At 62.3% G+C, this 17,772-nt stretch carries 18 protein-coding genes and 1 pseudogene; 7 read left to right on the top strand and 12 right to left on the bottom strand.

Going from position 1 to position 17,772, the window contains the following annotated elements:
* Window positions 1-360 precede the first annotated feature (360 nt).
* Window positions 361-1,401: a hypothetical protein gene (locus tag BN1188_RS18725; RefSeq protein ID WP_148485271.1), complete on the top strand. Its 1,041-nt coding sequence runs from the start codon at window positions 361-363 to the stop codon at window positions 1,399-1,401.
* Between the two features lie 6 nt (window positions 1,402-1,407).
* Here the strand turns inward: BN1188_RS18725 and BN1188_RS22135 are convergent, their stop codons facing one another.
* Window positions 1,408-1,542: a hypothetical protein gene (locus BN1188_RS22135; RefSeq protein WP_267904447.1), complete on the bottom strand. Its 135-nt coding sequence runs from the start codon at window positions 1,540-1,542 to the stop codon at window positions 1,408-1,410.
* Window positions 1,543-1,740: 198 nt separating this feature from the next.
* On the opposite strand from BN1188_RS22135, the gene BN1188_RS18720 reads away from it, so the two are divergent.
* On the top strand, window positions 1,741-2,730 hold the full coding sequence (locus BN1188_RS18720; RefSeq protein ID WP_040263032.1) for a threonine/serine dehydratase: 990 nt from the start codon (window positions 1,741-1,743) through the stop codon (window positions 2,728-2,730).
* A 12-nt stretch (window positions 2,731-2,742) separates the two neighbouring features.
* On the opposite strand, the gene BN1188_RS18715 is transcribed toward BN1188_RS18720, so the two are convergent.
* The 8 genes from BN1188_RS18715 to gntR form a co-directional block, all read right to left on the bottom strand.
* Window positions 2,743-4,074, bottom strand: a complete 1,332-nt coding sequence (locus BN1188_RS18715) for a TolC family outer membrane protein (protein ID WP_040263030.1) — start codon at window positions 4,072-4,074, stop codon at window positions 2,743-2,745.
* Window positions 4,075-4,473, bottom strand: a complete 399-nt coding sequence (locus BN1188_RS18710) for a beta-barrel domain-containing protein (protein ID WP_040263028.1) — start codon at window positions 4,471-4,473, stop codon at window positions 4,075-4,077.
* Window positions 4,449-5,693, bottom strand: coding sequence for an HlyD family type I secretion periplasmic adaptor subunit (locus BN1188_RS18705; protein WP_084596283.1), 1,245 nt, complete (start codon window positions 5,691-5,693; stop codon window positions 4,449-4,451). The genes BN1188_RS18710 and BN1188_RS18705 overlap by 25 nt, the downstream gene beginning before the upstream one ends.
* Window positions 5,686-7,425 carry a type I secretion system permease/ATPase gene (locus BN1188_RS18700; RefSeq protein ID WP_040263026.1) on the bottom strand — a complete coding sequence of 580 codons (1,740 nt, stop codon included), beginning with the start codon at window positions 7,423-7,425 and terminating at the stop codon, window positions 5,686-5,688. Before BN1188_RS18700 ends, BN1188_RS18705 begins: the two co-directional genes overlap by 8 nt.
* Before the next feature lie 262 nt (window positions 7,426-7,687).
* Window positions 7,688-8,644, bottom strand: coding sequence for a DUF3618 domain-containing protein (locus tag BN1188_RS18695; RefSeq protein ID WP_040263025.1), 957 nt, complete (start codon window positions 8,642-8,644; stop codon window positions 7,688-7,690).
* Entirely contained in the window at window positions 8,641-9,096 is a 456-nt protein-coding gene (locus tag BN1188_RS18690; RefSeq protein WP_084596282.1) for a phage holin family protein, read from the bottom strand. Before BN1188_RS18690 ends, BN1188_RS18695 begins: the two co-directional genes overlap by 4 nt.
* Window positions 9,093-9,731, bottom strand: a complete 639-nt coding sequence (locus tag BN1188_RS18685; RefSeq protein ID WP_148485270.1) for a hypothetical protein — start codon at window positions 9,729-9,731, stop codon at window positions 9,093-9,095. Before BN1188_RS18685 ends, BN1188_RS18690 begins: the two co-directional genes overlap by 4 nt.
* Window positions 9,732-9,862: 131 nt before the next feature.
* Entirely contained in the window at window positions 9,863-10,879 is a 1,017-nt protein-coding gene (gene gntR, locus BN1188_RS18680) for an HTH-type transcriptional regulator GntR (RefSeq protein ID WP_040264255.1), read from the bottom strand.
* Window positions 10,880-11,114: 235 nt separating this feature from the next.
* Here gntR and BN1188_RS18675 point away from each other — a divergent pair, with 235 nt between their 5' ends.
* The 4 genes from BN1188_RS18675 (at window position 11,115) to BN1188_RS18660 (ending at window position 13,720) form a co-directional block, all read left to right on the top strand.
* Window positions 11,115-11,705 carry a gluconokinase gene (locus tag BN1188_RS18675; RefSeq protein WP_052469368.1) on the top strand — a complete coding sequence of 197 codons (591 nt, stop codon included), beginning with the start codon at window positions 11,115-11,117 and terminating at the stop codon, window positions 11,703-11,705.
* Between the two features lie 2 nt (window positions 11,706-11,707).
* Window positions 11,708-13,060: a GntP family permease gene (locus BN1188_RS18670; RefSeq protein WP_040263024.1), complete on the top strand. Its 1,353-nt coding sequence runs from the start codon at window positions 11,708-11,710 to the stop codon at window positions 13,058-13,060.
* Window positions 13,061-13,165: 105 nt separating this feature from the next.
* Complete coding sequence (locus BN1188_RS18665) at window positions 13,166-13,480, top strand: hypothetical protein (RefSeq protein WP_040263017.1); 315 nt, start codon at window positions 13,166-13,168, stop codon at window positions 13,478-13,480.
* Between the two features lie 12 nt (window positions 13,481-13,492).
* Window positions 13,493-13,720: a hypothetical protein gene (locus BN1188_RS18660; RefSeq protein WP_040263015.1), complete on the top strand. Its 228-nt coding sequence runs from the start codon at window positions 13,493-13,495 to the stop codon at window positions 13,718-13,720.
* A 96-nt stretch (window positions 13,721-13,816) separates the two neighbouring features.
* Here the strand turns inward: BN1188_RS18660 and BN1188_RS18655 are convergent.
* The 3 genes and pseudogenes from BN1188_RS18655 to BN1188_RS18645 all read right to left on the bottom strand — a co-directional run bounded on the left by BN1188_RS18655 (window position 13,817) and on the right by BN1188_RS18645 (window position 16,728).
* Window positions 13,817-15,235: pseudogene (locus BN1188_RS18655) on the bottom strand (short-chain fatty acid transporter).
* Between the two features lie 111 nt (window positions 15,236-15,346).
* Window positions 15,347-16,003: a CoA transferase subunit B gene (locus BN1188_RS18650; RefSeq protein ID WP_040263013.1), complete on the bottom strand. Its 657-nt coding sequence runs from the start codon at window positions 16,001-16,003 to the stop codon at window positions 15,347-15,349.
* Between the two features lie 26 nt (window positions 16,004-16,029).
* The gene (locus tag BN1188_RS18645; protein WP_040263011.1) at window positions 16,030-16,728 is read right to left on the bottom strand and encodes a CoA transferase subunit A; all 699 of its coding nucleotides are present in this window, start codon (window positions 16,726-16,728) and stop codon (window positions 16,030-16,032) included.
* Window positions 16,729-16,864: 136 nt separating this feature from the next.
* On the opposite strand from BN1188_RS18645, the gene BN1188_RS18640 reads away from it, so the two are divergent.
* Window positions 16,865-17,767 (top strand): LysR family transcriptional regulator, encoded by a 903-nt coding sequence (locus BN1188_RS18640; protein WP_040263009.1) that lies wholly within the window; start codon window positions 16,865-16,867, stop codon window positions 17,765-17,767.
* Window positions 17,768-17,772: the final 5 nt, after the last annotated feature.

Here is a 17,772-nt window from a genome sequence, read left to right as displayed (position 1 = left end):
CGGCAGGCACTGCTACGTTATCGTACAAGTTAAGTGCCTGCTAGCTGCCTTTGGACTTTTTTTGACCGGAGGCAGAAATCTCTGAATGGATGGACTCTTGAAAGGCAGGACCAATGGGAACGGCACAGCGCCATGGATGACAGCACACCTGATGCCGCGCACAGGTTGTCCGACATGAATGCCTTGAAGACGGCACAAGTCCGCTGACCGCCTGGTCACGGATTGGCGGACGACCTTGGATTCAGTTCACGGTTCCATGCCGCTTCGCTGGACACCGACGTGCGGTAAGGATATGTTTCCGTGGTCGAACGGCGCCATGGAGGCGTCGCGGCGCAATTGGACTGCATCCGAGGTATCAACATGGGAACCAGGCAGCTGCTGGCGCTCGTCATGGGCTATGGATTACTGGGCGGTTGCGCTCAGGGCCCTCTCCTGCACTACACCGCCTTTGGCGATGGCGGCCAGGTGCGCCAGGGAGATTATTCTGGCCTGACGAAATTTACCCTCGCCAAGACCCTGTTGCTGGTCCAGCATGCCAAGGGTCACGCCAGCGTAACCTCCATCCCCGCCGAGGCCAGCGGCATAGGCACTGATTTTGGCATCCTGGCGAATGCAAGCGGCAGGCAGGCCAGACTGCAACTGACCAAGATCGGCGATACCAACCTGGTGAACACCCTGGCATTGCGTCCGTCGGAGCTACCGACCACCCACCCGGAAGTCGCGCCGCAGAGCGTTGATCCCGCGACTGCGTCCATCAGCCAACTTAAAGACAGCACGGCACTGGCCATCGATGTGCAGGCGCTATTGGACAGTCCGCGCCCCGGCCCCTTGCCCCTGGCCGGCCTCGCCAGCGATGGCAACCGCGAACTGGCCTTCGAACTGGCATTCGAAGCCGTGCCTAGCGACGCCATCGAGACTCGCAAGCTCGACCTGCAGCGTACCGGAAACCTTTACTTCTACTCGGCCTGCCGTACCGCCACCCTTACCTTCCTCAACCCACCCTTGGCTGGGCAACGCTTCACGTTCACCGTGGCCGATCCCAATTACGTGCAGACGGTGAGCATGGAACCGGGTCGCACGATAGCAACCCATCCAGGTTGCGGGGTCGATGTGCTCGTCGGCGACCCCCTGCAACGTGCCCCTACCCTGCAGGTGCAGCAGGTGGCACAGGCCCGTAACCTGGCGTCGTCCTGGACCATCAGAGTCCTGGCCGACCGAGAGGCCGCTCTGGCCGCGCTGAAGCCGGTAGCCCCGGCCAAGCCCACCCGGCGTAAAGGCAGTGTCGGCAAGACCGGCACGCCTCGAGTGGCGGACAAGCCCGCCACCATGGCGGAGGAAGCGTTGCGCAATACCGAGATACGCGTTCCACCGGCGCCGCGTCGGGAATCCTTTACCTTCTGAGCAGGGTCAGGCGGGGTCTGTAAGGGGTTGGTCCGGCTGCCCCTTTTCCTCAGGCTTATCCTGCCCCGGGTCGCTGCCGTACTCGTCATAGTCGGCGGGCGTTTGGGTGGGTTTATCGGCATACGGCTCTTGCTCGGCCATCATGTGCTCCTTTCGCTGAGTTCTACAGATTCGAGGTACTAAAATCGCGAATGTTCAGCCACGAAGCTCGCAACCTTCACTACACTGAACAGAATCAGAATCCGCTCAGGTAGAAGTGGCCTGCGTGTAGTCTCCGTCAAGGCCCTGATCAGCTTGAAATATCTGCGTTGCGCCCGCAGGGCCGCGCTGGGAGCGCGAATGAGCCAGAACCCTGATTCCACGGATGCGTTGCTCGACACCTTGTACCGAGACATTATCGCGGCCCATTCGGCCATGCGCCCGGCCGTGGCGGTAACGCCGATGACCTACAGCGAGCGGTTTTCCAGGGCCACCGGCTGCGAAATCTTCTTCAAGTGCGAACACCAGCAGCACACTGGATCGTTCAAGTACCGCGGTGCCTATAACAAGATGCGCCTGCTTACGCTGGAGGAGCGCGCCCGGGGCGTGGTGGTGGCCACTTCAGGCAACCATGGGCAGGCCATGGCGTTGGCCGGTCGCCTGGCCAGCGTCGAGATCACCGTCTACACCCCGCAACGCACATCACCCTACAAGATCGAGGCCATGCGTGCCTTGGGCGCTACGGTGGTTACTGTGCCGGGCACCTCCCTGGACGCCGAGATCGAAGCCAGCCGGCAGGCGCAACTGCAGGGCAAGCCCTATGTATCGCCCTACAATGACCTGGCTGTGATCGCCGGTCAGGGTACGGTGGGCGTCGAGATCAACGAGCAGCAGCCGGGCGTCGACGCGGTGTTCGCCGCGGTGGGCGGTGGCGGCCTGATTTCGGGTATCGGGGCCGCCCTGGCCCGGCTCAACCCTGGCGCCCGGCTCATCGGCTGCTGGCCTGAGCACGCTGCCAGCCTTTATCGAAGCCTGGAAGCCGGAGAAATCGTTTCCGTACCCGATGAGCCCTCCATTGCTGAAGGCGTGGCCGGAGGCATATTTCCCGGTGCTGTCACCTTCGGCCTGTGCCAACAGCTAATCCACCAGAGCGTGCTGGTAAGCGAAGCGGAAATCCACGAAGCCATGCGTCTGGTGGCCGTCGACGAACACTGGATCATCGAGGGCGCGGCCGGGGCATCCCTGGCCGGGGCGCTACGAATGGCCCGCGGCCTGGCCGGCAAGCGGGTAGCGGTCGTGCTTTGCGGACGCAATATAGATTGGCCCAAATTCCTCAAAGCCGTTTCCTGATCCAGGCGAGCTTCAGAACAGCGCCTCTACCTGTGCAAGCACCGCCCGGTCCATCTGCCCGGTATGCACATGCAGGGTCACGTAACTTTGCAGCATATCCAGCTTGGCGTTGAGCAGGTCCCGGCGAGCCTCGAACAGCCGCTGCTGGGCATCGAGGATGTCCACGGTGGAGCGTACTCCCCCCTGGAAGCCTTTTTCCGTGGAAACCAGCGCGCGCTGGTTGGACTCCACCGCCCGTTGGGTCGCGCGGCACTTTGCGTAGCCGGCCACCACGCCCGCATAGGCGGTTTCGACGTCTTCGCTGAGTTGCTGACGTTGGGCGTCGGCATCGGCCTGGGCCCCCGCAAGGGCTTCGGTCGCCTTGCGCACCGAGGCACTGGTGGCCCCACCGCGGTAAAGGGGAATATCCAGGGCAAGCCCCACGTAGTAGCTGTCCTGCCGGGGCGAAAGCTCTTCGTACTGAGAGTTGTCCCGGCGAGTCAACTGGGTGGTCAGCGACAATGTCGGATAATGCCCGGCCTTCTGCGCCTCGGCCTCGCTCTCCGCCACCTTGACCTCGGCCAGGCGAGCCGCCAGTTCAGGGCTGGCCTCGCGGGCCAGGCCCGTCCAGTAGCCCAGGTCGTGGCCATCGTTCAACGGGTTGTCCGGCGGGGCCTCACGCATTGGCACAATTTCCAGCAGCGGCAGGCTGCCCCGGCCAGACAGGGTACGCAAGGCGGCGATGCGCTGCGCCTGGTTCTCCGCCTCCTGGGCTTCGACCAGATCATAACGGGCGCGCGCTTCATCCACATCGGTAATCGCGCCCTGCCCTTTCTCGTACAGGCGCTGACTCTGATCCACCAGCCCGGCGATCGCGGCCTTTTGCTGGGCGATCAGTTTCAGCTCGTTTTCCACCCTCGCCACCGCGAAATAGGCCTTGGCGACCCGATCGTAGAGCGCCTGGTCGGCTACCTGGTATTGCACTTCGCCCAGCTCGCCACGCGCCTTGCCCTGCTGGTAGGCCGCCCAGCGCCCCTTGTCGTAGATCGGCTGCTGGGCGACCAGCGATAGGCTGTTGGACTGATAGTCGTCACTGTCGACATAGCTGGCGTCAGTGCCGCCGTCGGTACGGCCACCCTTGCCGTAGCGCGAACTCAAGGACAGCTGTGGCAATAGCCCGCCGCGGCCGATGGCCTCTTCGTTCTGCGCCGCCCGATGCGAGGAATCGGCCGAACGCATCACAGGATCGTTCAATCGGGAAGCGTCGTACAGTTGCAGCAGCGTCAGGCGATCAGGGTCTGGGCTCAATGCGTGGGCCTGGATAGACAGGCACAGCAGCGCAAGGGGTAGCCAGCGGTTATTCATTCATTCTTCCTTGAAGGCTGCGAGCAGGCGCTCGCGCAAGGGTTTCATCAGGTAATTGACGAGGGTGCGCTCACCCGTCACCACGGTCACGTCCGCCAGCATCCCGGGTTTGATTGGCAGGCCGGCCGCCTGCAGCTTGGGCAGCGTATCGGGTGGCAATTCCACCTTGGCGGAGAAATATGGCTGGTGAGTCTGCTCATCGATGAGCTGGTCCGCTGAAACCGTTGCCACGGTCCCGGTCACCGTCGGCGTATCTACTCGCTGTAATGCGGTGAAATGTACCTGTACCGGCAGGCCGGGCCGCAGCTTGTTGGCGAGCATCGGCGGGAAACGCGCGGTGATCCCCAACGGCGTGCCGACCGGCACGACTTCCATCAAGGCCTGCCCCGCCCGGGCCACCCCCCCGATGGGATGCACGGGCCGGGTGAGCACTTTCCCCGATACTGGCGCGCCGAGGTCTGCTCATCGATGAGCTGGTCCGCTGAAACCGTTGCCACGGTCCCGGTCACCGTCGGCGTATCTACTCGCTGTAATGCGGTGAAATGTACCTGTACCGGCAGGCCGGGCCGCAGCTTGTTGGCGAGCATCGGCGGGAAACGCGCGGTGATCCCCAACGGCGTGCCGACCGGCACGACTTCCATCAAGGCCTGCCCGGCCGTGGCCACCCCGCCGATGGTATGCACGGTCAGGTTGAGCACTTCCCCGGATACTGGCGCGCGTAGCGAGCCGTTATCCACCTCGAAGCGCAGGGCGCGGATCTGGTCGGCATACCCGGAGGCCTCGGCTGCCACGTCACTGAGCTGGCTTTCCGCGTCACGGCGAAACTCCTGCTCCTGCTGCATCGCCTTGAGCCTGCTCTCATTGATCGATTGTTCGGTCTTGCCGATATCGCCGATGGACGAGGCGATCTGACCAGACAGTTGCGCGGTATTGCGCTCGGCCTCGAACAGCTTGGCGCGGGGCACGTAGCCGTCACGCGCGAGGTCACGCAGCCCACTGAGTTCTTCCTGCTGGAAGCTCATCTGCGCATCGTAATTGCCTTTTACCTGGCGATACGCGCGCAATTGCTGCGTAAGGGAAGCCACCTCGTGATCGACGATGCCCTGCCGGCTGGCCAGTTCGGCCTTGCGTGTCAGGAACAGGTTTTCCTGCAGCGCCATGGCTGCCTTGGCGCGTGGGTCGGCGGCATGCTCGAGCAGATCCGCAGGCCACTCGATATGGTCCTGGCGCAGCCGTTCGGCGGTCAGTCGCGCCTCGGTGGCACGGGCACTCAACAGCTTGCCCAAGGTCACCTCCAATTGCGACTGGGCCTGTACCGTATTCAGTTGCACCAGCAACTGCCCCTGGCTGACCAGATCGCCCTCGCTCACGAGGATCTTCTCGACAACACCGCCAACCAGCGGCTGCACTGTCTTGCGTTCTCCGGCCACCACCACGGTGCCTTGCCCGACCATGCCCTGGTCCAGGGGGGCTACGAAAGCCCAGAGCAGGAATCCACCAAAGGCAACCAGCAGAAACCAGAGGCCCTTGCGCGCCGTGCTGCCGGCATCGGCGTTGGCGGCTTCGTTCGAAATGGGTGTCACCGGCGCCAATGGCCGGCGGGCGGTTACGTCACGCATCGGAACGCGCCTCCTTGACGGGGGGATTGGGAGCCACGGTGGGAGCGCTTGCCGGCGGCAATACCGCCTTGAGTACCTGGTCGCGGGAACCGAACAATTGCTGGCGGCCGTCGTTGAGGACCAGGATCTTGTCGACCACCCCCAGCACGCTCGGCCGGTGGGTGATCATGATCACAGTACTGCCCGCGTTCTTGAGCGCCCGCAGTGCCTGCACCAGCGCCTGTTCGCCGGCTTCGTCCAGGTTGGAGTTGGGCTCGTCCAGGACGATCAGAGCCGGTTGGCCATACAGTGCCCGAGCCAGGCCGATGCGTTGCTTCTGTCCGCCAGACAGGCCCTGCCCACCGGGGCCGAGGACGTTGTCGTACCCTTGCGGGAAGCGCAGGATCATTTCATGGATACCGGCATGCCGAGCGGCCTGGATGATCGGTTCGGAGTCGAGCTCACCGAAGCGGGCGATGTTCTCGGCCACGCTGCCATCGAACAGCTCGATATCCTGCGGCAGATAGCCCAGATGGGGCCCCAGCGCTTCGGGTGCCCATTGGTCCAGCGGCGCCCCATCCAGGCGCACGGCACCTTCCATCGCGGGCCAGATGCCCACCAGCGCGCGGGCCAGCGTGGATTTGCCCGAAGCGCTCGGGCCGATGACCGCCAGGATCTCGCCCTTGGCCAGCTGGAAATCCACTCCTTTGATGATCGGGTCCTTCGCGCCAGGCGGCGCGGCCAGCAAACGCTCCACCTTGAGAGCGCCCGTTGGCGCCGGCAGAGTCATGGGCGCCACTGTTTCCGGCTCTTCAGCCAGCAGGTCGCTCAGGCGGCGGTAGCTCTGACGAGCGCCCACGAATTGTTTCCACGAGCCGATCGCGATTTCAACCGGCGCCAGGGCGCGTCCCAGCAGCAGGGACATGGCAATCATCATGCCTCCTGAGATCTGTCCTTCCAGCACCAACAGGGCCCCCAGGCCTAGAGACAACGACTGCGCCGCTACCCGCACGAACTTGGTCATGGCGCTGATCCGCGCGCCTCGGTCGCTGGCCACGGCCTGGGCGGAAATCATGCCCTGTTGCAGCCAGCTCCAACGCTTGCGCAGCGCTGGCAGCATGCCCATCGCCTGAATCACCTCAGCATTATGCAAACTGCTGTTCACATAAAGATTGGCCTTCATGGAAAGGCCGTTGGCCTGGGCCAGACTGGGCCGGGTCGAAAGCTCCCCCCAAAGCGCCAAGGCGATCAAGACCAGGGCAACTCCCAAGGACAGGAAGCCGAACCAGGGGTGAAACAGGAAGGCGATGACCATGAAGACCGGAAGCCAGGGCGCGTCGAGCATCGCCAACAGGCCCTGGCCGGTGATGAACTGGCGCACTTGGGTAAGATCGCCGAACACCTGAGCGGGATTGCTGTCCTGCTTGCGCAGGCTACGGGTGAAAGCCGCGTCAAACAAACGCTGCGCCAAGGTAGCGTCGATCCCCGCGCTCATGCGGATCATGACCTGGCCGCGTAGCCATTCGATCACGCCACTGAGCATGAACAGCCCCATGGCAATGAGGGTAAGCATGAGCAGTGTAGTTTCATTGCGACTGGTCAAGACCCGGTCATACACCTGCATCATGTAGAGCGAAGGTACCAGCACCAGCAGGTTGATGACGCCACTGAAAATAGCCAACGCCCAGAAGACCCGACGGTAGCGTAACAGGGCGGCGTCGATGTCGTTGCGAGGATCAAGAGTCAAGCGCATGAAACGTTACCGAATGTGAAAACCGAGTCTCTGACCGTGAAAGTTCGATTTCATTCCGCCATCACGGACGCCTGTAACAACTATTGCATGCTTCCTTGCCAATTCGGATACGCATGCTGCGCAGACTGTATGAAACCTTGGCGGAGCGCAAGGAAAAGGCACGAGGGATTGGCATTCGCGACGGAATATTGACGAAACCGGAATCAAACAAAAAAAACCCCGGACGTTTCAAAAACGCCCGGGGCAAAAAACGATACGGATTTCAGTGATGGGTGCCGAGCCCTCGGGAAAGATCAGTATCGGCCCCAGCATTGGGCCGGCCAACGTGCGCGGCTCCATCATAGCCATTGCCGCTCGCGTTGCCCTTGGACGTGCTGCCGGCATCACTGTCGTTACCCCGAACCTGCTCTACCGCCGCGCCCGCTTCGCTCTTCACCGTTTCCTTGACTTCACGCGCCTTGCTCTTGACTTGCTCCGTCAGCCGGTCACTGGTTTTGCCCAGCAGTCGATTTTCATGACGCGTGGAAGGCAAGGCAGCGCCAAAGGCAGCGCCGAGCGCCAGGCCAACCGCGGCTAGAACCAGTGGTTGCTCCTGAAGCAGGTGCTCGAATTGGCCCTTGACCTGGACGCCGGTGGTCTTGGCTTGGTGGGTAAGGTCGTGAGCGCCATGGTTGAGGCGTTCGCTTCCCTGGCTAAGGCGATCGCTGGCGCCATCGCGCCAGGTCGTCGCTTTGTCCTTGACGCTAGACGCGCCGGAGGCGACCGAGTTTTTCACGCTGGAAGCACTGGAAGTCACCGAGTCCTTGACCGCCGAAGCGCGGGTGGTCACCGAATCGGCGGCACCACGCAGTTGCTCCTTGGCCGAGTCCACCACCTGGCCGACCTTGCTTGCTGCGGCGCTGGCCCGATCCATCAGGCTGGGGCCTTCGTTCACCCGGCGCGGCGCGATGGGCCGGTTCTGGTTCATCGCCAACCAGGCCAGGCTCAGGCCGGCCAGCACAGTAGGGACCGGATTGTTCTTTACAGTGGTGCCCAGGTTCTGGAAGAACTCACCGCCATTGCCGCGGGTATAGGCCAGGGCCTGGTCGAAGAGCTGACCCGGGGTCAACTTGCTCTCCAGGGCGTCTACGATATTGCTGATATTGGCCCGTTGCTGGTCAATCTCATGCTCCAGCGTTTCCGGACTTTTATGCGACTGTGCGGTAATCGAGGAAGTCATGGCAATTTACTCCGCAGTACTTGCTGGTCTTTATCCATGGCATTGAGGGTACGGTCTGGCTTGAAATGAGAAGGCTCGAACTGTTTCTTTCCTGCCTGCAGCATGATGAAGCCGATCACCATCACGACGCCGCCGACGATGAGCGCGGCCAGCCACGGCTGCAGCACGGTGCTCAAGCCGTAGACCGCCGCCATCAACAACACGATGAAACCGCCCAGCAACACAATGGCTCCGCCAGCGACAGCCGCGACGCCGGCCTTGAGGGTGGTGAGGCTCTTTTCCATTTCAGCCTTGGCCAAGGCCAATTCCTTGCTGAACAGGGCGGGCACTTCATGGGTCAGCTGGCGCAACAGGCTGATGACGCTTGCATCACCCTCGGGCGTATGCACAGTGGTCTCGCGACGCACCTGCCCGGTGGCAGAGGTTTGCGTGGTGCGCGTCTCGACGTTCATACCAGGCCTCCTTTGTTCAGCGAGTCGACAGGCTTGTCCAGGGTTGGATAGGTGGCTGCCTCACCGAGAGGGTCGGCAGCGGGCAGCGGGTCCACTGGGGGGCGGCTGCCTGGCATGGTGCTGCCCTCGGCGACAGTGCTCTGGTAAGGCGCGCTGGCGCCATAGGCTTCCTGCGGGGTAGGCGCCATCGCGCTCAGCCCGTCGTCCTCGCTGGAAGTACTCGCTGGCGCTGAAGCACGGAGGAAGCGAGACAAGGCAAAGCCCACTGCCACGGTGCCAGCCAGGAACAACATCGGATTTTCCCGGGCCACGCGGGCGCCTTCCTGCAGGAGCTCTTCAGCGCTCTTGTGGCGCATGCGATCGGCAAAATCACCCAGGCTGGCGGCGACATCGGACAGTCCCTGAGCCAGCCCCAGTGTGTCGCGTCCTTCCATGGCCGACGCGGCCGATTGCACACCTTCGACCAGGCCCTCGAGCTGATCGGCGGCTTTATCGCGGTACTGCTCGAATTGCTGAGTACCTTGCTCTTTCAATTCATTGACCGCCGAACTGGCTTCACTGGTGATAGTGTGCAAATGGTCTTGTGCACGGTCCGCGCCCTTCGGCGTCGGTGACTGGTTTGGGATGGTCATCATGTCGCTCCTCAAAGGAAGTGGACTGTTGATGCGCGTTCGCCGGATTGCGATCCGCATCGCCCTACACTATTGAGGACGCCTTGACCAGAGGATGAGTTCAGTCTAATCGCACCGGTTCCGGTGACCGGTCATCAGCTTTCTCGCACGATCAGCTCGAAACCCAGGTCGCTGGGGCGCATCGGCGCGCCCTTTCCATCGAGCTGATCAAGCAGCATCAACGCGGCCTGGCGGCCGATTTCAGCCCTTGGCGTGCGGATGGACGTCAGCCGGGGGACCATGTGTGCCGATGCTGGCAGGTCGTTGAAGCCCACCATTGCAACCTGGGCGGGGATGCTAATGCCCAGGCGCTGCGCCTCGAAGATCGCGCCCTGTGCCAGGTCATCGTTGCAAAAGAAGATTCCATCCACATCGGGGCGCGTCCGCAGCAAGCGCTGGAACAACTCGCCACCCAATCCGATGGAGGAAGGCTCGGGGCACATCACTTCGAGCGACGGGTCATGGCACCCCGCCTGCCTCAGCGCCTGACGAAAGCCTTCGGCACGCTGAAGGACCCGTGGGTCCAACTGAGCCGCGACATAAGCCAGGTGCCTGCGACCCTGACCAAGCAGATGGGCAGCGGCCGCCGCGCCGGCCTGCTCTTGGGAGAAGCCCACGCAGGCAATCCCGGCTGTGGCACTGAGTTCCATCATATGCACACAAGGCAATGCCGCCTGGGCAAGCAAGCGAGTAGCGTTCTCGCTCCGAGTGACTCCCGTCAGCAACATTCCGCAGGGCTGGTAAGCCAGATAGTTGCGTATGAGATTTTCTTCTTCCTGTTCATCGTAGTGATAGTTGCCGATGAGAACTTCCAGTCCCTTGGGCCGGAACACTTGGTGGATAGCCTCCAGCGTGTCGATGAACAGGTGGTTGGACAGCGAGGGTATCAATACCACCACCGATTGACTTCGCGCAGACGCCAGGGCTCGGGCCGCCAGGTTGGTCACATAGCCGAGGCTGGCGGCGGCCTCCTGTACGCGCAGGACCAGCTCGGGCGCGACCGTGGCAACCCCGCGCAAGGCCCGTGACGCGGTAATGGGGGATACGCCTGATAGGCGGGCGACTTCATCGAGCGTAGGTCGGCCAGTGGTACGGGTGCCAGAACGAGCCATGTACTGAAGCATCTCTGTTTCACGGTAGCCGGCGAGTGTAGGAATTTTCTCTTGCCATGGGTAGGAATTTGGATAAGGTAGCGCTGTCTCAAGCGGCGGGAAATGCAGTAGAGCCCAGTCGCCCGCGGTCGAATCCGTCATACCGCTTTGACACATACGAACAACAAGACAGGGTGTGGCGTTAGCGGCGTTGGCCTTCCATCGCCCAGACAGCGCTACCCCGCTGGAGGTAAAGATGGTTTCACCCTTGAGCGCGCTGGTCGTGATGGGCGTGTCCGGCTGCGGCAAAAGCAGCGTCGGCGCGGCTATCGTCGAGCGCAGTGGCGGCCGCCTGATCGAAGGCGATGCGTTCCACCCTGCCGCCAATATCGCCAAGATGAGTGCGGGCATTCCCCTGGATGACACCGACCGAGCGGGCTGGCTCCAGCGCCTTGGCGAGGAAATGGCCACCTGGGTTGCCCAAGGCCAGCGCCCGGTGCTGACCTGCTCGGCATTGAAACGCAAGTATCGCGACACGCTTCGAAACGCGGTACCGGAGCTCGGCTTCGTGTTCCTTGAGCTATCGCGGGAAGAAGCCGCGGACCGAGTCGCACACCGCCCCGGCCATTTCATGCCTGCCAGCCTGATCGACAGTCAATTCGCCGCGCTCGAGCCGCCCACAGGCGAATCCCACACTCTGGCCGTGGACGCCACCCTGCCAATCGTCGAACTCGCCCGGCAAGTGGACGGTTGGTTGCGTGAATCCGGTGCCGATGACCACAGCCAAGCCGCCGGCGACGCTGCCGGCGCCCCCTTCTGCGCCATCAATAACAATACGAGGCCTTGACCATGCTGGGTTTGCCCCTTGATACCTTTCTGATGATCGATGCGCTGGTGACGATCATCGGCTTGATCCTGTTGATCACCAAGTTGAAGGTCCACCCCTTCGTGGCCCTTACGCTGGCCGCCGGCTTCCTCGGCTTGACCTCCGGGATGCCCGTGGCCAAGGTCATGAAGTCGTTCCAGGACGGCTTCGGCGGCGTGCTCGGCTTCGTCGGCATCGTGCTTGCCCTGGGCACCATGCTGGGCAAGCTGATGGCTGATTCCGGCGGCGCCGACCAGATCGCCCAGACCCTCATCCGCTGGTTCGGGGTGCGCTATGTGCATTGGGCGATGATGTTCTCGGCCTTCCTGGTAGGTATCCCGCTGTTCTTCGAAATCGGTTTCGTCCTGCTGATTCCGCTGGTGTTCATCGTGGCGCGACGCTCCGGCGTGTCGCTGGTGAAGATCGGCATCCCTCTGCTGGCCGGCCTTTCGGTTGTGCACGGCCTGGTGCCTCCCCACCCCGGTCCGTTGCTGGCCATCGGCGTGTTCGGCGCGGACATCGGCAAGACCATCTTCTACGGCCTGCTGGTGGGCCTGCCCACGGCGATGATCGCCGGCCCGCTGTTCGGTGCGTTCATCTCTCGCTATGTACCGGGCAACCCCTCCCAGGAGCTGATGGATCAGATCGCCAAGGAATCGAGCGCTCGCGACCTGCCGAGCTTTACGGTGACGCTGGTCACTGTTCTTCTTCCCGTATTCCTGATGCTGCTCAAGACCTTCGCCGACGTAGTATTGCCAGCCGACCACATGGTACGCGTATGGATGGACCTGATCGGCCATCCCATCACTGCCCTGCTCGCCGCCCTGCTCCTGGCTTTCTATACCTTTGGCTTCGCTCGCGGCTTTTCCAGCTCCCAAGTCATGAAACTGCTGGATCAGAGCCTGGCACCCACTGCCGCGATCATCCTGATCGTGGGCGCGGGCGGCGGTTTCAAGCAGATGCTGGTGGATACGGGCGTCGGTAACGTAATCGGTCAGATGGCCGTGCATGCTCAGATCAACCCGCTCCTGCTCGCCTGGCTGGTGGCCGCGGTGATTCGCATAGCGACCGGCTCGGCAACGGTAGCGACCATCACTGGCGCCGGCATAGTCGCCCCTGTGGTCACGCTGATTCCAGACGTCAATCGGGAGCTGTTGGTGCTTGCCACTGGCGCTGGGTCGGTGATCCTTTCCCACGTCAACGACGCAGGTTTCTGGCTGGTGAAGCAGTATTTCAACATGACCGTGGAAGAAACCTTCAAGACCTGGAGCATGATGGAAACCATTCTTTCAGTGGTAGGCATCATCCTGATCCTGCTGTTGTCGCTGGTGGTATGACCCTGCCCAGCGCAGCGACGGGGTGAATACCACCCGTCGCTTCGCTGGCACTAAGCCTTGCGTTCGCCTGCCTTATGTCATGTGTCCTTCATCCTGGAGACGAACATGACCCGCAAATCTCTCGCTACCCTTTTCCTGGCCGCGACCCTGGGCGCCGGCAGCGCACTTGCCCTGGCTGATTCGAGCACTGGCACCACCGCGCCAGCCAACCCCGGCACCCTGCCTGCCGACAAGGGCGGCGCTACGGGTACCGGCACCGGCAGCCTGCCCAATCGCAATACCGATGGCTCCACCGCCAGCAATCCCAAGCCCCATACCAACACCGACGTGTCCACGCCTCAGAGCAGCGATACTCGGCCAACCAACGGAAAAACCGGCATGGGTGGCACGGGCTCCGAAGGCACCGGCACTGATAAGTAAGCGGAGGCGATGATGACCAACCGCGCGCCAGATGAACAAGGCACTGCCCAGCCGGAGGTCGGTAGCCAACCGCACGACCAAGGTACTACCGGCGCGGCCATAGGGCCCGGGGCGACGCCGGGCGAAGGTGACCCCTCCACCGCAGAAGGCAACAGCTACAGCCCTGACTTCGGGCCTGAGCCCGGCGAGGAAAAGGTATACAACCCCAAGGACGCCGACATCGATACCGACGGCGGTTGAGTTGCCCAACTGGTTGTTCCGCCCCCGGCCTGCCCTGCTGCCCTCGTCATGCGAGGGCAGCGTCGTTTCGGCCGGTGGATTCGTCCGCCTACCCCCTCAGGGCGCTATTGGCGGTACGTAGTCCAGGGTACCGCCCAGCCACCAGAGCAGAACCAGTACCAAGGGCGCGTGCACCAGCAACTGTACGAAAGAAAAACCAATCAGCTCGCGCGCCTTCAGTCCAAGCACCCCGAGCAGTGGCAGCATGTAGAAGGGGTTGATCAAGTTGGGCAGGGCTTCCGCCGCGTTGTAGATCTGGACGGCCCAACCCAGGTGATAGCCGAGGTCGTTCGCCACCTGCATTACGTAGGGCGCCTCAATGATCCACTTGCCCCCGCCGGAAGGGATGAAAAACCCCAGGACTGCGGAATAGACGCCCATCAATACGGCATAGGTATCATGGCTGGCGATTTGCGTGAAGAAGGTGGAAATGTGATGGGCGACGGTTTGCCCATCCATGCCCTTGACGGTTGTCATGATCGCTGCAATGGAACCATAGAGTGGGAACTGGATGAGCACCCCAGTGGTGGTTGGCACAGCCCGAGCTACGGCGTCAAGGAAGCTGCGGGGGCGCCAGTGCAAAAGCGCGCCGAGCATCAGGAACAGGAAGTTATAGGTGTTCAAGCCGGAAATGGCCATTATTACCGGCTTGCTTGCGAATTCCCTGGCCAGCCAGCCACCGGCTAGCAGTACCAGGATGATCGTCAGTACTGGGCTGTATTCCAACCATTCCCCTGGCCGCTCTCGCTTGCACAGGGCAGGCGCGTTGAAGCTGGGGTCCACCCCGCAGGCCCGGGCATCCTTGGCGCTACCGGCGCCTGGGGCAGTGACATAGGCCACTATCAGGGAAACCACTACCAAAGCCAGAAGAAGCACACCCGACTGCCAGAGGAAGATGGTCTGGGTGAAGGGGATCACACCGGTGATCGCCAGGATCGAAGGAGGGAGGCTCGCCGGATTGGCCTGCAGCTGGGCTGCCGAAGATGACAACCCCAGCGCCCAGACTGCGCCTAGCCCCAGCTAGGCAGCCGCCCCCGCCGCCCGATAATCCATGCGCAGCTCTTCCCGCCTGGCCAGGGCCCGTACCAGCAAGCCGGCGAATACCAGGGACAAGCCCCAATTGAGCAGCGACGCGAGCATGGATACCAGGGCCACCCAGGCCACGGCGGATCGGCCATTGCGCGGTACTCGTGCCAAGGCGGCGATCAGCCGGGCCGCGGGTGGGGAGCTGGCGACCACATAGCCGCCGATGACAACGAAGGCCATCTGCATGGTGAACGGGATCAGGCTCCAGAAACCGTCGCCAAAGGCTGCGGCGGTCGCCGTCGGGGTACCGCCAATGGCCAGGGCCGCCAGGGCTACCACCACCACTGCCAGCGCGGCGAAGACATAGGAATCCGGGAACCAGCGTTCGGCGAAACCCGAACAGCGCAGGGCGAACCGGGCGAACCGGCTGTCTTCCAGGGAAGTGGACATAGTCAACCTTTTATTTTCGTTATTGGGCAAACCACCGCAAGCGCCCCGCGTCCCGGCGAGCCGCTCAGGGGGCCTCCCAAGGGCGCAGGGCGCGCGAACACTTCGGTGACGCTAGAACGTCATTTCAGGCACCTGATCCGGTACCACCAGACGGCCGGCGGTCTTGGCGACGATCTCCTCGACGCTCACGCCAGGGGCACGCTCACGCAGGATGAAAGCACCGTCTTCTATTTCCAGCCAGGCCAGGTCCGTGAGGACCTTGCGGATGCAGCCGGCGCCGGTAAGCGGCAGATTGCAACGAGGCAGCAATTTCGACTCACCGTCCTTGGACGCATGGGTCATGGTGACGATGATGTTGTCCGCGCCAGCGACCAGGTCCATGGCGCCGCCCATACCCTTGACCAGTTTTCCAGGAATCATCCAGGAGGCGATATTCCCCTCCACATCCACCTCGAAGGCACCCAGCACGGTAAGGTCCACGTGGCCGCCACGGATCATGGCGAAGGACAGCGCCGAGTCGAAAATGGACGCGCCGATGCGGGCCGTCACCGTTTGCTTGCCGGCGTTGATCATGTCGGCATCCACGGTCGCCTCCGTGGGAAACTCGCCCATGCCGAGCAGGCCGTTCTCCGATTGAAGCATGACATCCATGCCAGGCGGGACATAGTTGGCTACCAGGGTCGGAATGCCGATGCCCAGGTTGACGTAATACCCGTCGCGCAATTCACGCGCTACACGCTGGGCCATTTGTTCGCGGGTCAGAGCCATGTTCGAGATCCTCCGGTGAGCGGCGCTCACGCCTTCAATGTGCGTTTTTCGATGCGCTTTTCAAAACTGCCCTGGATAACCCGGTCGACGAAGATCCCCGGGGTATGGATCTGGCTGGGCTCAAGGCTGCCCGGCTCGACGATTTCTTCGACCTCCACCACGGTGATCCTGCCGGCGGTTGCCGCCAGTGGATTGAAGTTCTGGGCCGTATGGCGGTACACGACATTGCCGAAATGGTCAGCCTTCCAGCCCTTCACGATCGCAAAATCTCCGGTAATGGCCTGTTCAAGGATGTAATGGCGGCCATTGAACACCCTGACCTCCTTGCCCTCTGCAATGGGAGTGCCATAGCCGGTCGCGGTATAGAATGCGGGGATGCCTGCGCCACCGGCGCGCATTTTTTCCGCCAGGGTCCCCTGGGGGGTCAGTTCCACTTCGAGTTCGCCGTCCAGCAACTGCCGCTCGAATAAGGCGTTCTCGCCAACGTAGGAGGCGATCATCTTGCGGATCTGCCGCTCCTCGAGCAGTACCCCAAGGCCGAAGCCGTCAACGCCGCAGTTGTTGGAGACCACCGTGAGCCCGCGCACACCCATGCGCTTGATCTGAGCGATAAGGTTTTCGGGGATGCCGCAGAGGCCGAACCCGCCGGCCAATACGGTCATGTTGTCGGTGAGCCCTGCGAGGGCCTCTTCATAGGTGTATACCCGCTTGTCGAGTCCGGCCATGGTGAATGCCTTTTTATCGTTATGAGGTCGCCCCCAACTGGTTGCTCGCAGGAGACAGTTGGAGCTTGGGCTTATCTTCCGCCTGAAGCAGTCATTTGATAATTTTGTTTTTTTGATGGATTGATTTGCTTTCCTTATGACCCCTCGTCAACTCCGTGCCTTCGTGACAATCGCTCAGACCTTGAATTTCGCTCAGGCTGGGGAACGCTTGCACCTGTCCCAGCCAGCCTTGAGCCTGACCATCAAGGGTCTTGAAGAAGACCTGGGCGGCCCTTTGTTGGTACGGAGCACGCGCAATGTGAGCCTCACCCCGGAGGGCGAGATTCTTCTACCGCTTGCACGCCAGTTGTTGGCCGATTGGGATAACACTGAAGAGCGTCTGCGCCAGCACTTCACTTTGCAGTTGGGCAAGGTTTCCATTGCCGCCATGCCGTCGTTTGCGGCCAACCTGCTGCCTGATGCCCTGCGCCGCTTCAAAGACCAGTATCCCAAGGTCAATGTAGCCGTTCATGACGTGATAAACGAAGAAGTGGTTGAGATGGTTCGCCAGCGTCGGGTCGAATTGGGCATCGGCTTCGAACCGGAATCCGTCCGTTCGCTCTCCTTCGAACCCTTGTTTCTTGATCGTTTCGTTGCCGTGGTGCCCCGGGAGTCATCCTGGGCCAATGCGCCCGGTATCACTTGGGCCCAATTGCTGGAAGCCGATTTCATCACCCTGCAGCGCCCGTCTGCCGTGCGCCTGTTGCTGGAAGCCGATTTACGCGAGCGGCACGGGCGCCTGGCGGTAGCCTTGGAAAGCCATCAGTTGAGCACGGTGGGCCGAATGGTAGCCTGCGGCCTGGGCGTGAGTGCCGTCCCGGCGTTGTGTCGGCAACAGATGGAGGCCTCGGGTGCCCTCTGCCTTGCCCTGGAGGAACCTCGGATCGAACGCAGGATCGGATTGATGCGGCTTGCCGACCATCAGCTCTCAAGCGCCGCCCAGGCCATGCACGACGTGTTGGTGCAGGTGCTGGCCAGGCCGCAGTCGTTGCTAACCTGATTGGG

The sequence above is a fragment of the Pseudomonas massiliensis genome (assembly GCF_000826105.1).
In the GTDB taxonomy this organism is placed as follows: Bacteria; Pseudomonadota; Gammaproteobacteria; order Pseudomonadales; family Pseudomonadaceae; genus Aquipseudomonas; species Aquipseudomonas massiliensis.
Note: the sequence above shows the minus strand (reverse complement) of the source record. Positions and strands in the feature narration are given on the sequence as shown.

Coding starts and splice junctions, on each gene's coding strand:
- BN1188_RS22135 (WP_267904447.1), bottom strand. CDS start 1,542: ATGGCCGAGCAAGAGCCGTATGCCGATAAACCCACCCAAACGCCCGCC.
- BN1188_RS18645 (WP_040263011.1), bottom strand. CDS start 16,728: ATGGCCGGACTCGACAAGCGGGTATACACCTATGAAGAGGCCCTCGCA.
- BN1188_RS18715 (WP_040263030.1), bottom strand. CDS start 4,074: ATGAATAACCGCTGGCTACCCCTTGCGCTGCTGTGCCTGTCTATCCAG.
- BN1188_RS18640 (WP_040263009.1), top strand. CDS start 16,865: ATGACCCCTCGTCAACTCCGTGCCTTCGTGACAATCGCTCAGACCTTG.
- BN1188_RS18670 (WP_040263024.1), top strand. CDS start 11,708: ATGCTGGGTTTGCCCCTTGATACCTTTCTGATGATCGATGCGCTGGTG.
- BN1188_RS18700 (WP_040263026.1), bottom strand. CDS start 7,425: ATGCGCTTGACTCTTGATCCTCGCAACGACATCGACGCCGCCCTGTTA.
- gntR (WP_040264255.1), bottom strand. CDS start 10,879: ATGGCTCGTTCTGGCACCCGTACCACTGGCCGACCTACGCTCGATGAA.
- BN1188_RS18675 (WP_052469368.1), top strand. CDS start 11,115: ATGGTTTCACCCTTGAGCGCGCTGGTCGTGATGGGCGTGTCCGGCTGC.
- BN1188_RS18705 (WP_084596283.1), bottom strand. CDS start 5,693: ATGCGTGACGTAACCGCCCGCCGGCCATTGGCGCCGGTGACACCCATT.
- BN1188_RS18685 (WP_148485270.1), bottom strand. CDS start 9,731: ATGATGACCATCCCAAACCAGTCACCGACGCCGAAGGGCGCGGACCGT.
- BN1188_RS18665 (WP_040263017.1), top strand. CDS start 13,166: ATGACCCGCAAATCTCTCGCTACCCTTTTCCTGGCCGCGACCCTGGGC.
- BN1188_RS18695 (WP_040263025.1), bottom strand. CDS start 8,644: ATGACTTCCTCGATTACCGCACAGTCGCATAAAAGTCCGGAAACGCTG.
- BN1188_RS18720 (WP_040263032.1), top strand. CDS start 1,741: ATGAGCCAGAACCCTGATTCCACGGATGCGTTGCTCGACACCTTGTAC.
- BN1188_RS18725 (WP_148485271.1), top strand. CDS start 361: ATGGGAACCAGGCAGCTGCTGGCGCTCGTCATGGGCTATGGATTACTG.
- BN1188_RS18650 (WP_040263013.1), bottom strand. CDS start 16,003: ATGGCTCTGACCCGCGAACAAATGGCCCAGCGTGTAGCGCGTGAATTG.
- BN1188_RS18660 (WP_040263015.1), top strand. CDS start 13,493: ATGACCAACCGCGCGCCAGATGAACAAGGCACTGCCCAGCCGGAGGTC.
- BN1188_RS18690 (WP_084596282.1), bottom strand. CDS start 9,096: ATGAACGTCGAGACGCGCACCACGCAAACCTCTGCCACCGGGCAGGTG.